Origin of the sequence: Anaerobiospirillum succiniciproducens DSM 6400 (genome assembly GCF_000482845.1) — a bacterium.
Classification (GTDB): domain Bacteria; phylum Pseudomonadota; class Gammaproteobacteria; order Enterobacterales; family Succinivibrionaceae; genus Anaerobiospirillum; species Anaerobiospirillum succiniciproducens.
In genome coordinates, this window is sequence record NZ_KI519511.1 from 53,386 (window position 1) to 70,913 (window position 17,528).

Annotated in this window: 6 protein-coding genes; 3 read left to right on the forward strand and 3 right to left on the reverse strand. The window is 45.2% G+C overall.

Features of this window, described 5'->3' with window-relative positions; all coding sequences use genetic code 11:
* Positions 1 to 187 precede the first annotated feature (187 nt).
* Together H524_RS0112185 and H524_RS0112190 are read right to left on the reverse strand one after the other, a co-directional pair.
* Positions 188 to 3,175: a DUF4261 domain-containing protein gene (locus tag H524_RS0112185; RefSeq protein ID WP_027940381.1), complete on the reverse strand. Its 2,988-nt coding sequence runs from the start codon at positions 3,173 to 3,175 to the stop codon at positions 188 to 190.
* Between the two features lie 329 nt (positions 3,176 to 3,504).
* A complete protein-coding gene (locus H524_RS0112190) occupies positions 3,505 to 6,582 on the reverse strand; it encodes a DUF4261 domain-containing protein (RefSeq protein WP_027940382.1) in 3,078 nt (1,025 codons plus the stop codon).
* 449 nt (positions 6,583 to 7,031) lie between these two features.
* Here H524_RS0112190 and H524_RS0112200 point away from each other — a divergent pair, with 449 nt between their 5' ends.
* Positions 7,032 to 8,534, forward strand: coding sequence for a class I SAM-dependent methyltransferase (locus H524_RS0112200; protein WP_027940383.1), 1,503 nt, complete (start codon positions 7,032 to 7,034; stop codon positions 8,532 to 8,534).
* An 81-nt stretch (positions 8,535 to 8,615) separates the two neighbouring features.
* Here the strand turns inward: H524_RS0112200 and H524_RS0112205 are convergent, their stop codons facing one another.
* Positions 8,616 to 9,308, reverse strand: a complete 693-nt coding sequence (locus H524_RS0112205; RefSeq protein ID WP_027940384.1) for a suppressor of fused domain protein — start codon at positions 9,306 to 9,308, stop codon at positions 8,616 to 8,618.
* A 749-nt stretch (positions 9,309 to 10,057) separates the two neighbouring features.
* Here H524_RS0112205 and xpt point away from each other — a divergent pair.
* Positions 10,058 to 10,636 carry a xanthine phosphoribosyltransferase gene (gene xpt, locus H524_RS0112210; RefSeq protein ID WP_027940385.1) on the forward strand — a complete coding sequence of 193 codons (579 nt, stop codon included), beginning with the start codon at positions 10,058 to 10,060 and terminating at the stop codon, positions 10,634 to 10,636.
* A 1,156-nt stretch (positions 10,637 to 11,792) separates the two neighbouring features.
* Complete coding sequence (locus H524_RS17675; RefSeq protein WP_052339097.1) at positions 11,793 to 17,444, forward strand: hypothetical protein; 5,652 nt, start codon at positions 11,793 to 11,795, stop codon at positions 17,442 to 17,444.
* The last annotated feature ends 84 nt before the right edge of the window (positions 17,445 to 17,528 follow it).

Sequence of the window (17,528 nt, forward strand, 5' to 3'; positions counted from 1 at the left end):
AGCTTATTGCACTCTAAGCAATGCATATTGCCCGTCGTTAAAAGTGCTAAGCATGGGCTAATACTCAACGCTCAATGAGCTCTAAGCGTGAACTATTGCCCATCACTCCAAGCGCTCTAAGCAAGACTTATTTATCATCGCCAAAAGCGCTTAGAGCATGATTTATTGCTACTCGCCTCAAGCGCTATTACCGTGGTTTTTTACTCGCTCTTGGTGGTTTAAAATACTTGACCTTGAGTGTTTGCTGAGTTGGGTTGGCAACACCTTTTGAGCGTGTAATAGTGTGCATGTCCGTGGCATTAGGGCCGATGGTTCCACCATCTTCCAAGGTGATCTCATTGGCGATGACATGGTATGCAAGATAATAGACAAATTGGTGCAATTGCTTAGGCTCACAAGCAGCGTCTAGCACCTCGATTTCCTCTTTGCCAAATAAATCAAGGCCACATGTGTAGGCGCACATGCCATTATTGCTCTTGTACAGACCAACCCAAATCCAATTGCTAATCGGCAAAATGTCATATTTCATGATATTTGCCATATCAGCATAGAACTCTTTTTGAATGATGACATAGTTGAAGTAAACCGCACTTGCCGATTTGAGCGCACAGCATGCTGCTGCAATCTTGGCAAAGAGCATGGCTCGATCAATAAGCTCACTTCCATTGCGGACAACGACAACTTCGAAATGGGCCTTATGCTGTTTAAGTGCTTTATGCGCATCAGGCCACATGAAATTGTTTTGCGCCGCATACTCAAGGTTTTTCTGAGGAAGCTTGCATGGCTTGTATGAAATGAATGCCAACATCTTGCCTTGTCGAATATATAAAGCCTCAGACTCAGCGCTATCTTCTGCATCATCTTCTGTAAAAGCTGGAACGCTACCTTCGAGCACATCGACAATGCCCCATTGATTTTTCAAACTCTCAATCAATGCATCTTTGTCAAAGCCGAGCTTATCAAGCATGATTGAGCAGATAAATTGGCCCTTGCGATTGAATGAAGATGCCTCACCATCCTCAGAGTCATCACCGCACTCAGTGTCTTCACTTTCATCGGAGTCATCAGTGTCATCACCGCACTCAGTGTCTTCACTGTCCTCATAATCATCAGTGTCATCACTGTCATCCAGATTATAAACCTCATCCATAAGCTTAATGAGTGGTACAGAGCGCTCTTCGATCTCTTCTAGACACTCTTTAATTAGCCCTTGAGCATTCTTATCCTTAGGATCTAGCTTAGCCCATGTTTTGGCATAAGCAATGGCTTGTTCTTGTTGACCATATAATAAATGGTAGATATAGGCCATGAGGCTATGCCACCGAGCTTCTTTTTGACCCTGAGCTTTGAACTCCTTTAACAGCTTAATAGAGCGCAGCAAAGCTTGATCGCCCTTGTACTTTGGTGCTTGATTCAATTTATCGCCCACAGTGGCGTAGCCTTGCAAAGCGTTTACTAAAAGATAAACATGGTTAACGTTCCAGTACTTGCGATCGACACTCTCAAGAGCTGCAATGCTCTTTGAGTACTCGTTGTCATCATTTAGATCTTCAATTTGCGCATAGAATGCTTGAGGATGTTGAGGGTCGTAGACGAGTTCTTGACTAGGCTCAGTCATATCGATACTGTCAGTTACATAATCATCTTTTGCGAACCATATGACATCGTAATCGCTCTTGTGCCTTAATTGCCCTTGATTTCTGGCTGCCTTTTTGAGGATCACTGAGCCTACATTCATGCGGAATGTATGGAAAACGGCATGCTCGATCTTGCTATCTTTAAAGAAAGCTTTGGCAGCATTTAAGAATGGGAAATGATCCCAGACCAGTACATCCACATAACCAAACTCTACGCCTGTAGCAGAACCAAAAACTTTGACCACATCATCAAGTCCATCCTGGGTCAAATACTCCTCAAAGGCCTCACGGAAGGCACAGATCTGATCAGTACGATCATCCCCATCAAAACTGTCTAATGAGAAGGCAATAAATCCAGCCACAACACCGTCATCATGCAGCTTGTCTATAGCACTCTCATCATTGTTAAAGTAGCCATCCATAAGATCTGGCACAAAAGTTGTGCCTGCCACAATATCATCGCGCCATATCTTAGATGGCTCTTCAACGACGTTGCTTGTGTATCTGTAAAGATTGGTCTCAAGGTACTGCTGATCATCGATATTTAGATCACCGCACACTGAGATGAGTATATTTTGAAGGTCGCAAAGAAGAAGATGCTTATCTGACTTTGGCTCATCTAAAAGCTCAAGCTCTCGGACATAGTACATATAAGCAATCTCGCCTATAGCTGTGTATATGATAGCTTCAACTATCTTTGAGGCAGCTTTTAAGCTATGAGCCATTACTCCCTTAAGTTTTGGGCAATAAGCTGAGAGCTTAAGCTTGCCTTGACCAGTAGATAGCCATAGCTGCAGCTCATCATTACTGATCGCAACATCACCCACCATATGATAATTATCATTAGTAGCAGCTCTACCAATAACAATGTCCCAATGCTTTAAGACAGCCTTTGGCGCATGTTGTTTTAAGTAGCTAAGCTCAAGAAAGGTGATGGAATTGCCTAAAGGGCTAAATGTAAGCTCATACCTACTGCCATTAAAGCCTATAGAGAACCCAAAATTATGAATAACGTCTCTGAAGATCTTAATGGCCATATCACGCGCTTTTTGGCGCTTAAGCGACCTGTTTTTCTTAGCCAATAGACTGCGGATTTCTTTTTCTTGATCGGCAAAGGTTAACCATGCCATAAGGACACGGGTTCTAAAGTCGGGCTCATATCTCGGTAAGGTTAAGCTCATGATGCAATTATAAATGAATACATAGCAATCTTTACCCGCATGCTCAATCTCAATGGCCTTCATAAAATACTTACGTGCAAGGCCCTTCTTATCAAGAAAGTAATGGGCATAGCCCATACTATAGTTCCAAATATAGCTCTCACCCATGAGCTCTTCGTGCTTCTTTAGCAGTGAAATTGCTATGTCTAGCATGTAGCTGCCGTTCTTGGTACGTACGCCGAGATTATTTAAGGCCCTTGCAAGCTCACAATCCATTTCAGGGGTACGCTCGCTAGGATCTATGGCATCAAGCGCCTTAATGATCTTGTCAAATTTTTTTTCTTTATGCCACTTTTGGCACTTCTGTAAGATATCCATTGTCACCTCATAAGAAACTGACACATAGACCTGGTCTTTTTAGAAGGGAACAGAAGTGCCGATTTTCTTGCTAAGTTAGTTAGATTAGATGATCGTCTTGCGACTCAATGTTGATAATAACATTGATTAGGACGCGAAAACCCTACCACGCCTTGCTACTCATAGCTTAATGCGCTCTAAGCAAGGCATATTTCCCGTCGTTAAAAGTACTAAGCATGTGGCATTAATCATCGCTCCAAGCACTCTACGCAAGACTTATTTCTCATCGCTCAAAGTGCTCAGAGCATGGTTTATTACTACTCGCTTTAAGCGCTCTATCCGTGTTTTCTTTACTCGTCGCTCAAAGCAATTTCGTCTTGTTCTTCCTCGCTCTTAGCGTTTTTGAAAAACTCGACCTTGAGTGTTTGATGACCTGGGAGGGCTACACCATCTGAGCGTGTAATAGCGTGCTTGTCCGTGGCACTAAAGCCGATGGTTTCACCATCTTGCAAGGTAACATCATAGGCGATGACATAGTTTGCAAGATCATAGATAAAATCGCGCAATTGAGCCGGCTCACAAGCAGCGTCTAGCACCTCGATTTCCTCTTTGCCAAATAAATCAAGGCCATATGTGTAGGCGCACAAGCCATGCTTGTTCTTGTACAGACCAAACCAAATCCAATTGTTCAGCGGCAAAATGTCATCTTTCATGAGATTTGCCATATCAGCATAGAACTCTTTTTGAATGATGACATTGTTGAAGAAAACCGCACTTACCGATTTGAGTGCACAGCATGCCGCTGCAACCTTGGCAAAGACCATGGCTCGATCCATAAGCTCACTTTCCTGACCAACCACGGCAATTAAGATATGGGCCTTATGCTGTTTAGCGGCTTTATGCGCATCAGGCCACATGTAATTGTTTTCTGCCGCATACATAATGTCTTTTTGAGGAACCTTGCATGGCATGTATGAAATGGCTACAAACATCTTGCCTTGTCGGATAACTAAAGCCTCAGATTTTATATCATCCTTAAGTGCCTGTGCCTCAGAGTCAGCGCCATCATCTCCATCGCAATCTTCTGCAGCGCCATCTTCTGCATCAACTTCAGCCTCTGCAGCAGCTTCAACGCTATCGTCGGGCTCATCAACAATGCCCCATTGAGTCTTCAAAGTCTCAAGCAATGCATCTTTGTCAAAGCCAAGCTTATCAAGCAAGATTGAGCAGACAAATTGGCCCTTGCGATTAACTGAAGATGCTTCACCGTCCTCAGAGTCATCCGGATCACTACACTCATCCATAATATCAATGAGTGGTGCTGAGCGTTTTTCGATCTGTTCTTGGCACTCATTAATTACCCTTTTAGCATCCTCATCCTCAGGGTCTAGCTCAGCCCATGTTTTGGCATAAGCAATGGCTTGTTCTTCTTGACCGTATAAGTACTGATAGCCATAGGCCATACGCATATGCCAGCGTGCCTCATTTTTACCCTTAGCTTGAAATTCCTTTAGCAGTTTAAGGGAGCGAAGCAAAGCTTGATCGCCCTTGTATCTTGATGTCTTATCCAGTTGATCACCAATAATGGCGTAGTTTTGCAAAGCTCTAACTAAAAGGTAAGCATGGTTAAAGTCCCAATACTTGCGATCAACACTCTCAAGAGCTGCAATGCTCTTTAAGTACTCGTCGTCATCATTGAACTCGTCAATTTGCGCATAGAATGCTTGAGGATGTTGAGGATCGTAGACAAGCTCTTGACTAGGCTCATTTGCTTGCTCAGTCATATCAAAAGAGCCAGTTTCAGCATCATCATAAGTGCCAAGTGCGTCCGTGACTTCATCTTGTTCTTGAGCGGCAAAATTATCTGCATCATCTGCCTCTTGATGATCTTGTGCGTAGCAAATGCCATCATCATTAGACTGAGGATTAACTTGCTCTTGATCTTCGTCATCCGCCTCAGCCTTCTTGAGGGTCACTGTGCCTACATTCTTGCGGAATGTATGGAAAACGGCATGCTCGATCTTGCTATCATCAAAGAAATCTTTGGCAGCATCTAAAAATGGCACAAGATCCCAGACCAGCACATCGACATACCCAAAGTCTACGCCTGTAGCACCACCAACAACTTTGACCACATCATCAAGTCCATCCTGGGTCAAATACTCCTCAAAGGCTTCGCGGAAGGCAAAGATCTTATCAGTACGATCATCCCCATCAAAACTGTCTAATGAGTAGGCAATAAATCCAGCAGCAACACCGTCATCATGCAGCTTGTCTATAGCACTCTCATCATCGTTAAAATAGCCTTCAATAAGCTCTGGTACACAAGTTGAGCCTGCCACAATATCATCGCGCCATATCTTAGATGGCTCTTCATCGACCTTCCTTGTGTATCTGTCAAAATTGGTCTCAAGGAACTGCTGAGCGTCAATGTTTAGATCACAGCCCATTGAGCTGAGCTCATTTTGAAGGTCGCAAAGAAGAATATGCTTATCTGTCTTAGGCTCATCTAAAAGCTCAAGCTCGCGGACATAGCGCATATAAGCAATCTCGCCTATGGCTGTGTATATGATAGCTTCAACTACCTTTGAGGCAGCTTTGAAACTATTGGCTATTACTCCCTTAATTTTTGGGCAATAAGCTGAGATCTTAAGCTTGCCATTGTCCTCAGATAGCCATAGCTGCAGCTCTTCATTGCTAAGTTCAACATCACCCACCATATGATAATTATCATTAGTAGCTGCTCTTCCAATAACAATGTCCCAATGCTTCAAGACAGACTCTGGAGCATGTTGTTTTAAAAAGCTAAGCTCTAGCAAGGTGATGGAATTGCCTAAAGGGCTAAATATAAGCTCATACTTACTGCCATTAAAGCCGATAGAGAACCCAAAATAATTAATGCAGTCTCTAAAAATCTTAAAGGCCCTATCACGCGCTTCTTGTTGCTTAAGCTCCTTGTTTTTCTTACCCAATAGACTGCGGATTTCTTTTTCTTGATCAGCAAAGGTTAACCATGCCATGAGGACACGGGTTCTAAAGTTGCGCTCATAGATTGGTAAGGTTAAGCGCTTGATGCAATTAGAAATGAAGGCATCGCAATCTTCATCCTCAGGATCAATCTCACTGGCCTTCATAAAATACTTAAGTGCGGGGCCCTTCTTGTCAAGAAAGTAATGGGCATAGCCCATACGATAGTTCCAAAGATAGCTCTCACCCATGAGTTCTTCGTGCTTCTTTAACAGCGAAATTGCTATCTTTAGCATGTAGCTGCCGTTCTTGGTACGTACGCCGAGATTATTTAATGCCCTTGCTAGCTCACTATCCATTTCAGGGGTACGCTCGCTAGGATCTATGGCATCAAGCGCCTTAATGATCTTGTCGAACTTTTCTTCCTCATGCCACTTTTGGCATTGCTCTAAAATATCCATGTAACCCCCAAATCGTATCTACTGAGTAAGCCAAATGCAGCTGCAGCATCTTGCTCAATCTATGTCTGCAGAAGCTACTGCAGTACTTGATCAGTTTATGCACGCTAGCAGCATCTGTCGAATCATACCAATCTATGTCGGCTAGAAGCGTCTGCCAAATCTTGCTCAATCTATGTCTGCTAGAAGCGCCTGCCGTATCGTGGCAATCTATGTACGCTCAAGGCTTAAGAAGCCATCTTCATTTAGCTAAGCTAACACAAACATTAGCGCCACTGTTAGGCCATCACAACTGACAGAATGTGTTTTTTAGATGACTGTCAAAACTAAGTACTAAAAATATGTCGCACCGCATGGCTGTCCACATAGCCCCCATGATTTACAATGGAGTTGCAATTGAGTTTCGATTAGAGCTATTTTGCTAAACAATGGTGTTGATGGGGCTTGCAACTATGAGCTATAGAAGAGAGTTTGGCGACTATCAAACTCCCCTCGATTTTGCACAAAAGGTATGTCTATACCTCAAAGATAAGAAGGGCATTACCCCAACAGCTATCTTGGAGCCAACTTGTGGAGTTGGCAATCTACTCAAGAGCAGCCTTATTTTTGGTGCAGAAGAGATCGTCGGCATCGAGATCAATCCAGAGTATTGTGCTCATTGCCAAGAGAGTGTTAGTGATCCAAGAGTACGAGTTGTTAACCAGAGCATATTTGGCAGTAAGACTAGAAGCCTGTTTCGTAATCCCCAACATTGTCTTGTTATTGGTAATCCACCGTGGGTGACCAATAGCACTTTGTCTGCGCTCTCATCTGATAATCTGCCTACAAAGAATAATATCAAGGGCCTTAGAGGCATTGACGCAATCACAGGTTCGAGCAATTTTGATATTTGCGAGTACATCATTTCACACTTGATTCATGAGTACAAAGATACCGATACAACCATAGCCATGTTGTGTAAAACAGCGGTTGCAAGGAATGTTTTTGTTGAGCTCAAAAGAAGCAACATCGGTTTTCATGAGTGTGAAGTGCTTGAGTTTGATGCATCTAAAGTTTTCAACATCAGTGCAAGTGCTTGCTTACTCACTATAAGGTTGGGAAAAACTAACAACTCCCCAGATATTTGCCATATACGCAACTTCCATGATGTTGACCATGTAACTTCAAGTTTTGGTTACAAGAACGGTCAGCTCTACAGCGATACATCGTGTTTGCCATATGATTTTGAGGGCACGAGCTGCTTTGAATGGCGACAAGGGGTCAAGCATGATTGCTCTAAAGTTATGGAGCTTACATGGCGTGGAGATTCGCTTGTTAATGGTAGAAGTGAGCTTGTAGATATTGAACGGCAACTTGTCTACCCTTTGATTAAGAGTAGCATGTTCAAAAAGCCAATCATCAACTCTTTTACCAAGTACGTAATTGTTACGCAGCGCAAAGCAAAAGACCCAACTGATCATCTAGAGTTTGAAGTTCCAAAGACATGGGCATATTTACAGCAGCACTTAGATGATTTTAACAAGCGCAAAAGCTCAATATATGCCAATGCACCAGAGTTCTCTATGTTTGGCGTTGGTGATTACTCTTACGCCCCATATAAAGTTGGTGTTAGTGGCTTCTATAAGACCCCACTGTTTTCTGTGCTGTATGCAGATGACGGCTCTCCAGTCATGACAGATGATACTAGTTACTTTATTTGCTTTGAGCACTTTGACACTGCTTATGTGGCGATGTTGCTGCTTAATAGCACGCCAGTACAAGCCTTTTTGAAGACCATTGCGTTTTTGGATGCCAAGCGTCCGTACACCAAGAAAATACTTACGCGCTTGGATTTCAGAAAAATGGTTGATACCCTCACGCTTGCAGATCTTAAGCTTACTGAAGAGCAGTTAAGCCTTGATGCGTATGTAACTAAGCCCATGTACAGAGCGTTTCAAGAGCTCGTTCATTGCTAAGAAAGGTCAACCACTCCTCCTTAAAAAGAGGTCATCTCACTTTTTCTTTAGGAGGAGGAGGATTTGGTTTTTGAAAGTGGACTAGAGGATGGATGGGCGTGTTGGATCGATGATATAGCTCATCTGATCGCCAAAGCGTTTGAGGAGCTCGATGGAGCCGTGATCAACGGCAAAGTCTAATTCATCTTGATGGAGAGGAATAACTTGATAGAAGTTAACATCACCATCACCATATGGCAGCTCACAAATCGAAGCTTCTTCCCGATCAGCACCCACGCTGACAGATAAGGCTGGCACGATGAGCACGCCAGTAAAATCAGTACCTTGAGCAAAGCCATCTGGCAGGCTAACAGTATGATATGGGCCAAGCCAGCTATCTTCTTCAATTGGTAATCTTGAGAGTACTTTGAGCAGGCGGATTGGCCAATAGTCTATCTCTACAGATGAGTCGACTTTCCAATTGCTAGGAAGACTTACGACAAATTCGGCACGGTAGACATCGGCTGAGGCAAACTTGTCTGGTACGTTCATAACATGCGCACCAGTACCATGAGTAATTAAATTGAAAAAGGCACGATCATCTTGATCTTTGGCATGAACAATATAGATATCGCAATGAATATCTGGTGAAATCAGCTCATGAAATACGCCAGAGCATTCACCAAAGAACTTTGCAATATGTTCATCTACTGCCTGAAATTGCACTTCATCATACAGTTCAGGATGAAGGTCCAAAGAATCATCACCGAAATCTTGACCTTTAAACTCACTCATTGCTGCAAAACCTTACAGACAGTCTTAAAGAGCGACTCTTAAAGCCGCGCTGCTGTCCAATTCTTCTTACGTATCAAATTTCCATTATCATCATTGAACGCATCGACCTTAACTTTGTCTAAAGATAAGGAGATGCAAATGTAGCCTCATAAGTTCAGCTTAGCTGCAAGTATGGCTACTGTTCCTTTTAATCGAGCATTCAAGCTAAAAGATCATGGTATTGAAGTTTGACCATGAGCACTTAAGCATTCGACAAAAGCTTTAGTCATATAGCATCCCAAAGTTGGGCACTATGATCTTCAAATCATTATAGTGATGCGCTCAAAGTAAGTAAGCTTAGATGAACAAATAAGGAGACCTCATCACAAAAACAACCCAAGCAATTTGCCAATACGGGATCATGCTCACAACTAGTATGGTAGCGACCCAATCATCCTAGACATAATCGCATCTAGTCTCAATTAGCTCCTCGTGCTGGCTGTGAGCTCATAGATTAAGAGCTAGCGACCGTTTACGTTTTATCTTCAATTACATGCTTAAAGCGGCATTGGCCATGAGTGTCATTTTTCATTGTCAGCACAGATCTTTAGCTGTAGAATGAGCAGAATTTACGAGCTGCATAGGTAGATCTATGCTCTCTTACGTCTTGATGTGCTGCTAAACGCGTTGGTAGAGCCACTGAGCATACAAACACTAGCTCATCTACATTTGACGTACTTTCGTATTTTCATTTGTGGCAAGGAAGAGCAATGGCTAACAATTTTCCTATCTTAGTTGATCGTATTAACCGTGACGGAAAGAGCCTTCCTGGAGGTATTCTTAAGGTTGATGGTTTTATCAATCACCAACTCGACCCTCAGCTTTTGTATGCCATGTCTGAGGAGTTTATGCGTCGTTTTGACCCAAACTCCTACAATAAGATTCTCACTATCGAAGCAAGCGGCATTGCCCCTGCTGTAGTACTTGGCTACCTTGCTCATAAGAACGTGGTTTTTGCCAAGAAGAAAAAACCATCTACCATGGATAACACCTTAGTTACTGAGGTCTTCTCCTTCACTAAGAACACCACTTATCAAATCTGCTGCTCAGCTGAGTTCTTAACTAAAGATGACAAGGTGTTATTCATCGATGACTTCCTTGCTAATGGTAAGGCTGCAGCTGGTGTTCAAGACTTAATTGCCCAGGCTGGTGCCGAGCTTGTGGGCATGGGCTTCTTAATTGAAAAGTCCTTCCAAAACGGCGGTCAAATGCTCCGAGATCAAGGCATTCATGTAGAGTCCTTAGCCACTATCGCCTCCCTTGACGATTGCAAGATCACCTTTGCCTAGCCATAGCTGCCACTAGCAATCCGATCTCTTTCAATTCTTACGTTCAGCGCATCAAGCTAACTACAATGCGCTGACTCCTCGCGCAACAGCCAACTCACGGCTGTTGCTGCAATCCAACTTATGGCCGTTGCTACAAGCCTACGCTGGGTGTTGCTAAGAGCCATGCGCCTCTTATCTTTGATCCCATTGCTTCAACATTTGCGCCCCGCTCCCTGCGCTCACGTGTCTTAGTATCTTTCAAGTACTTGCAAAGTCTTTGCTTTCCAATCTCTTGGCAATATCAAGCTTGTGAACCTTAATAGCAGCACGTATATGCCTATTCCCCTTTCACTTGCCACTGTAGCGCTACTGCAGATGTGTATAGCTAATGCTGTTGCGTGCCACTCACCTGCATTAGTCAACTGGCTGTCTAAGTCAATGCACTGTTTGCTTAGCTCTATTGGCTTAGCACGCACGTCGTTGCCTATCTTTTGATTGGTTTGGGCAATATTTGGTTCTTGTAGGCATGGTTAGTCATTGCTCATGATAGTTGCACGTCGGTAGCTTTAACTCAATACTGCAGTTGCTCTCGTGTAGATTGGCTGCTGAATTACTCCTGAGTGCTGATCTTGAGGGAAAAGATTGGTTTTACCTGTGGTGGTTCTATCTTTGGACTATGGCGCTGATGGGCATCTTTTGTGGCGGTAAAGCCACTTTGGTATCTGATAGTTGGGTGTCGCCTTGAAATAGCGTGTCTTATCGTGGATGGGGAGGGTGGCAGTCGCTCTATTATCTTTTGCGGGTACTTTTTAGTGTTTTGTTGTCACAAATGACATCGTTTGATCGCGCTTTGTAAGAATAGCGTTCGTTTTTTTGTGATTAAGTGCTTACAGACAACTAAAAAGCGCGACGAAGCGTGTATTGTCATATACAATGGTATGGTTATTGTGGGGAGGTGCGCGTAACGCAACTTAAGCCTAGGTCTACCTTAGCTTGGCAGTACAACCATTGCTATATTTTATGGTGACTTAAAGCACTAACTTGTTACTTGCGGACGAGGCAGGTTTATGAGGATTGCTTTTATGTGTGGTTTTAGTTTTTTGCGAGCATCTTGTATTTATCAGGGGGCTGTCGACATAGACTAGCTATCTATGCGCGTACAGCATAATTAATTAGCATGACTGACATTAACAAGTTTAGATCGGTAGTTGCGCACAGACTTGCCGACGGCTCGGTTATTTATAAAGCGGCCCTTAAAGAGGGGCAGTCCATCGGACAAGATGGCATGAATAACCTAACTACTTGTGCATTTAAGAGTGCCAACTCACGTGACATTATTGCCACTGTGAGTGCTAGTGGCATTGAGCGCGGGTCCGTGCTTGCAGAAGTACATGACAGCTTTGGTACGCTAACGCATTTAAGCTTACGCGCTGATGTGGCTATTAACGATCTTAATAGCTCTTTTGCCGCCTCTGAGCGGAGTAAGAATGCTGAGCAAGCTCTTGAACAATTGCATAGCATCAATCAAAACGACCAACTTAGTGATCCTTTTGGCGATGACTTTTTAAGCGATGAGCTTGATTCTGTTTCTTTAAACCATTCGGATGATTTATTACGTGGCTTCTCTGATGACAATGACTCGGCTTTAGAAGCCCCGCACTATTTCTTTGCCTCAAATAATCGCAAAAATAATGAGAACTTGTCAGTCTCTGAGCGCAAGGATAATGATCTACATTCTGCCACCTCTGATATAAACCCAACCCCACCTCAAATGCCAAAGACGGGCCGCAATGATGCCTATATGCGCAACGAGGATCACCTCGTCAATAGCGGCTATGACTTTGCTAGCGGTAGCTTTGATAATGCTGCTGCCTATGGTTATTTCTCTCAAAATGCTGCAGCCTATGGTCAGTCAGGTAGCAGTAATGTTTTAGCCTCATCAAACGCCTCCTCCTCGTCTTTAGAGGCCAAGCTTCACAGCGATGAGCAAGCTAAGCTTCACAGCTTAAGTGCATCTGAGTTTGAGCAATCACAAGTTGCAGCCCATAGCCATATGCCTATGAGTGACTTAGCTGCATCTACTCAGGATGATGCACACATTGGTGATCACTCTCAGTTTAATGATGGCCGCACTCGCCCTGTTAATGGCGATCAGCAGAGCTTTGCTCATGGTGCCGATGAGAGTGCTATGTATGATGCTGCTCAGGGTGAGGTATCTAACTTTAATCATGAGGCAAACAACAGTGTTGGTCATCTCTCTGAGAACTACGCACGTTCTGAAGCTTCATTTGGCACTCATGACAATGATCAAGAGCTCTACTCTCAGCAATTAGAGTATGCCAAGGGCGAACAGCAGCTTGAGCATGGTAAAGCCCATAACTTAGCTGGATCATTCTTCAAGCCATCTAATGAGCACACCGCCGCAGAGCGTGAGCAAGCAGCTGCCGCACGTGCTGCCTCTTCTATTGCTGCACGTAATACCAAGTTCCCTGAGGTGTTAAACCCTGGTGAGCTGGATATGCCACAGCGTGTAATTCACTCAGCTGTAGTAAGCCCTGAGGCTCATGCGCTTCTGCAGCAAACTGATGCTAAATACTTAAACAGCTTTAGACGTAAGCAAGCTCAGCGCAGCGAGAGCAATCTGTCGCGTATGTCTGCCTTTGAAATTGCTACTGCTGGTGGTGGTCTGCCACGTTCAGAGCAACGTGCTTTAGCTGAGGCAACTACTGCTACCTCCAAGATGATTGGCGTAGCAGATATGCCATTAATGCCAGGCAATAAAGGTCAGGTAGATACAGTTGCTGATCCAAATGGCAACTTCAAACCAGGCCTGCGTGGCGGTACTGCTTTTAGAGATTTCTCCACCCCAATCGATCGTTTTGGTGGTGAGTTTACTGCTGCAAATGCCACTGCCTGTGTTGAAATCAGCTCTGGCAGATCTACACGAGTCTCGTCCACTCGTGAGCATATGGGCCAACCCCACAATCAGCGCCCTCAAGATCCTGCTGTAGCTACTAATATTCAAGGCCGCTCTATTTATTCACAAAACCTCAACACGCTGTCCCCTGCAGCTGAGGTGGAAGTGAATACCACCATGACCGTCTCATCAGGACAAAATGTGTCTGTTGACGAGGCTCAGGCTTATTTAGAGCAAAGCCGTATTGAGTTTATGAAGGCTGCAGCTCAGCAAAAGGCTGCACGTGCTCGCCAAGCTCAAATTGATGCAGCCCAAGCTAATCGTGCACAAGGACTCTCAGCCCTGTCGCACTTAAGCTTGCCAGATGTTAATACTCGTGTAGATAACTTACCGCAAAAAGTACCTGATATGCCGGTAAGTCATCAGGCAGTAAAAGTTGATAAACCATCAGCCCGCTATGCTTTTGCTAGCTCTGATTATGTCGCTATTACCAAAGAGCGTATTGACGAAAAAGACTTACTTGCCGATGAACAGCAACCAGCTGAAGGTATTAGCGAGCCAATTTTATATGACAAGCGTGAGCTTAAGGCTCTGCACAATGGCGCTAATAAAGCAGCTGGTTCCTTTATTGGTACTCCAAAAGAGTTCTTAGAGGCACTTAAAAAGCAGCAAGACCCTCATCAAGGCGTCAACATCACCCATAAACATGCTCAAGAGCAAGAGGCTAAAGAAAAGCAAGCTCAAGCTCAAGCAGAGGTATCAGCTGCAGCCCAGAGCGAGTCAGCACACACATCTACTGAGCAAGCTGCTCAGCAAGACAGTGTAGCTCCTGCTTCACAAGAGAAACTTAACTCAAGTGACTCTACCCAAAGTGCTAGTGCCGCTACTTCATCTACTGATGCAGCTGCAGCTAAAGATGCAGCTACAGCTTCAGCAAAAGCTGACACTCAAGCTCAAGACAAAGAAGCAACAGCCCAAGCAACTACTGCTAGTGATAGTGCTAAACAACCTGAGCCTCAGACCTCAACTCCTGCTACACAAGAGCAAGAGAGCGTCTTAGAGCATGGCAACGTTATCATTACCACTGCCTCACAGAATACTAGCGTAAGTGATGTTGCTACTAAGAGTGAGGATAAGTCATTAGCAAGTGGTAGCAGCCAAGCTAGCACCGTTAAGCCAAGCAACTCACCATTTGCTGACTTTACTACCGCTAATGGCACCTCTTCTAATGATGTTTACGAGCTTAAGATCTTATCTCGTCGTGAGCGTGATGAAATTAGAGCCCGTGAAGCAGAACAAAAGCGTCAGCGTATTGCTCAGGCCAATGTCACCGCTCAAGAGCTCTTTGGTGAGTTAAACAGCCTAGCTAAGGCTCAAGCCGATCTCATTACTAAGATCAATCAGGCCAAGCAAGAGCTCGCCGAACAAATTGAGTTAGCCCGCATCGAGGCCGAGCGTCTCGAAGCAGAACGCAAGGCTGCTGAAGAAGCCGCCCGTCTCGAAGCAGAACGTAAGGCTGCTGAAGAAGCTGCCCGTATTGAAGCAGAGCGCAAGGCTGCTGAAGAAGCCGCCCGTCTCGAAGCAGAACGTAAGGCTGCTGAAGAAGCTGCCCGTATCGAAGCCGAGCGTAAGGCTGCCGAAGAAGCCGCCCGTCTTGAAGCTGAGCGTAAAGCTGCCGAAGAAGCAGCCCGTCTTGAAGCAGAGCGTAAAGCTGCTGAAGAAGCTGCCCGTCTCGAAGCAGAGCGTAAGGCTGCTGAAGAAGCTGCACGCATCGAAGCTGAGCGTAAGGCCGCCGAAGAAGCTGCCCGTATCGAAGCAGAGCGTAAGGCCGCTGAAGAAGCAGCTCGTATTGAGGCTGAGCGTAAGGCTGCTGAAGAAGCTGCCCGTCTCGAGGCTGAACGTAAGGCAGCCGAAGAAGCAGCTCGTATTGAGGCCGAGCGTAAGGCTGCTGAAGAAGCTGCCCGTATTGAGGCTGAGCGTAAGGCTGCTGAAGAGGCCGCCCGTATCGAAGCTGAGCGCAAGGCTGCCGAAGAGGCCGCCCGTCTCGAAGCTGAGCGTAAGGCTGCTGAAGAAGCTGCCCGTATCGAGGCCGAGCGTAAGGCTGCTGAAGAAGCCGCCCGCATCGAGGCTGAGCGCAAGGCTGCTGAAGAAGCAGCTCGTCTTGAGGCTGAGCGTAAGGCTGCCGAAGAAGCTGCACGCATCGAAGCTGAGCGTAAGGCTGCTGAAGAGGCTGCACGTCTAGAAGCTGAGCGTAAGGCTGCTGAAGAGGCTGCACGTCTAGAAGCTGAGCGCAAGGCTGCCGAAGAAGCAGCACGTATTGAGGCTGAGCGTAAGGCTGCTGAAGAGGCTGCACGTCTAGAAGCTGAGCGTAAGGCTGCTGAAGAGGCTGCACGTCTAGAAGCTGAGCGCAAGGCTGCTGAAGAAGCCGCCCGTATCGAAGCTGAGCGTAAGGCTGCTGAAGAGGCCGCCCGTATCGAAGCTGAGCGTAAGGCAGCCGAAGAAGCCGCTCGTATTGAGGCTGAGCGTAAGGCTGCTGAAGAGGCCGCTCGTATTGAGGCTGAGCGCAAGGCCGCTGAAGAAGCAGCTCGTATTGAGGCCGAGCGTAAGGCTGCCGAAGAAGCAGCTCGTATTGAGACTGAGCGCAAGGCTGCTGAAGAAGAGTCAGAGGAGCGCGAGTCAAGCGAGAGCGAAGGTCTTGATCCAGAGATTGAGGCTTTCTTAGCTAGCGAACGTACTCGTTTATCTGATGAAGCTTTTGCTGCAGCTAAGGAGCGCAATGCTGGTGAGCCACTGAGCAAGTCTCAAATTGCTCGCATTAAGCGTAAGGTTAGACTGCAGATTGCTCAACTACGCCTTGAGCACATGGCTAAGAAGAATGGCGCTGCTGCAGTTGAGACTTCAGTTTCTTCTACTTCATCAGCTGCGGTTAAGGAAAGTGCAGCTGCTAGTGAGATCAAGAGCGCTGAAAGTTCATCTGTACAGGACATTCGTGAAGAGGATCTTGCAACTAGCATCTCTTACAAGACTGTCCGCAATGATAAAGATGCACCTGCTCCAAAGATTTCTGTAGGCACTGCTAAGGTTAATGTAACTGCAGAGTACACCCATCAGAGCCTTGAAGAGCTTTCTGCCATTATTTCAGGCAAGAGCTCTATCAATACTCCATTAAATGTATCTGAGATTAGCTCTAAGGCATCAATTGCTGACAAGGCTAGAGATGTAAATAAAGACGCTGCCTTAAGTGCTACTGATGCAGTGGCCATTGCAAGCTCTGGTTATATTGCAGCTAATGAGAGTACCGAAAATCTCATCAATGCCTTAAGTCAGGAGATGCACGGTGGCTACTTCTACAATGCTAAAGCTGCAAAGAGCAAGACTACTGAGGAAGCTGGCACTTTAGTAATTGAAGAGCGCAGTGAAACTGAGGGGTCAGTTGAGGCCTTTGAGCATGCTATTGAAGAGGCAAATACTCATAATGAAGATGAGAGTGTTGCTGAGGCTAGCGAGCACAATGCTAGCGAGGCTGAGCAAGAGCCATCTGCTTTAGTACATGACCCACTCATCTCTGAGGACGTGATTTTTGCAACTCCAACTCGCTTTGTAGATAACGAAGATGAGGGTGCTGTAGTTGAAAACAAACTCGTCTCTGAGTCAGGAGCTGCAGCTAATCTCGAGGCAACTGATGATGCTGCTCGTGCCGTACAAGCTGCAGTGGCAGATGTTGTAGCTGAGTCTTTTGTCAGCCCTGATCTTTTAGCAGATGAGTTTAGTGAGGATGAAGAAGAGATCGACGATATCGAAATCGATCCAACCTCATATGAGCAAATCATGCATAAGAGTTCAAACTCTCTTGCTAGCCTCGCAGCTGAGCTCATTGACGACTTTGATGATCCATACGACGAAAAGCTCTAAGCAATTTAGATCATCATCTTTAAGGCCACCATCAGGTGGCCTTTGTTTTTTGGGGCATAAGTATTTGCAAGTGCCTGTAGCCTT

What these genes read in the sequence shown, in the direction of transcription:
- H524_RS0112190 (WP_027940382.1), bottom strand. Translation starts at nt 6,582, where the DNA reads ATGGATATTTTAGAGCAATGCCAAAAGTGGCATGAGGAAGAAAAGTTC.
- H524_RS0112205 (WP_027940384.1), bottom strand. Translation starts at nt 9,308, where the DNA reads ATGAGTGAGTTTAAAGGTCAAGATTTCGGTGATGATTCTTTGGACCTT.
- H524_RS0112185 (WP_027940381.1), bottom strand. Translation starts at nt 3,175, where the DNA reads ATGGATATCTTACAGAAGTGCCAAAAGTGGCATAAAGAAAAAAAATTT.
- H524_RS17675 (WP_052339097.1), top strand. Translation starts at nt 11,793, where the DNA reads ATGACTGACATTAACAAGTTTAGATCGGTAGTTGCGCACAGACTTGCC.
- xpt (WP_027940385.1), top strand. Translation starts at nt 10,058, where the DNA reads ATGGCTAACAATTTTCCTATCTTAGTTGATCGTATTAACCGTGACGGA.
- H524_RS0112200 (WP_027940383.1), top strand. Translation starts at nt 7,032, where the DNA reads ATGAGCTATAGAAGAGAGTTTGGCGACTATCAAACTCCCCTCGATTTT.